At 70.5% G+C, this 813-nt stretch carries 1 protein-coding gene; it reads right to left on the bottom strand.

From position 1 onward, the window contains the following. Positions 1-144 precede the first annotated feature (144 nt). Positions 145-813 (bottom strand): enoyl-CoA hydratase-related protein (locus U9977_RS12645; RefSeq protein WP_322749436.1); only part of this gene is annotated, 669 nt, incomplete at its 5' end.

Raw genomic sequence — 813 nt, 5'->3', positions numbered from 1 at the left:
CCGGCCCACCACAGCGTCGACCTGATGATGTGAATCCGGTGCTGTTGTAACAGCACCGGATTCACATCGTTCCCACCATCAGTCCGTTCCCATCATCAGCCCCGGGGCCCCGGACGGCGGCCAACCGGCGAGTCCGGGGAAGCGCTAACCGAGGACGTCGTCGGCTGCCAGCCGGCCGCCGGGTACGGGAGCACCGGTCAGTGCACCGGCGTCGAAGTCGTCGGCCAGCGGGGCGAAGTGCGGCGGTCGACGCTCGATGAAGCTGCGCATGCCCTCCACGAAGTCGGCTGACCCGTTGGTCACCGCCATCACCTGCAACGAGCCGCGCAGCGCCTCGTCCAGGCCGACCTCGAGGTCGCCGTAGACCTGGTGCCGGATGGCCGCCAGGGCGGTCGGTGCACAGTTACGGGCCAGGTCGCCCGCGTATGCCTGGGCCTGCGCGAGTACGTCGTCGCGCTCGACCACCCGGCTGACCAGCCCCAACCGGAGGGCTTCGTCCGCGTCGAAGGTCCGGGCCGACAGCAGGAGGTCAAGGGCGTTCTCCAGCCCGACATACCGCGGCAGGACCCAGCTCAGGCCGTACTCGGCCGCGAGCCCACGACGGGCGAACGCGGTGGAGAACTTCGCACCCCTGGCGGCGAAGCGGACGTCGCACATGAGCGCCTGGACGAGCCCGATGCCGGCGCACCCACCGTTGATGGCGGCGATCAGTGGCTTGCGCAGGGTCCGCGGCCGGTACTGCGGCGGTCGTCCCGACAGGTCGAGCCCCTTGCCGGCCTTCTCGTTGAGGCGGCTCGCGTCCATCCCGGGGCA

The organism is Protofrankia sp. Cas8 (assembly GCF_963555845.1).
Classification (GTDB): domain Bacteria; phylum Actinomycetota; class Actinomycetes; order Frankiales; family Frankiaceae; genus Protofrankia.
Note: the sequence above shows the minus strand (reverse complement) of the source record. Positions and strands in the feature narration are given on the sequence as shown.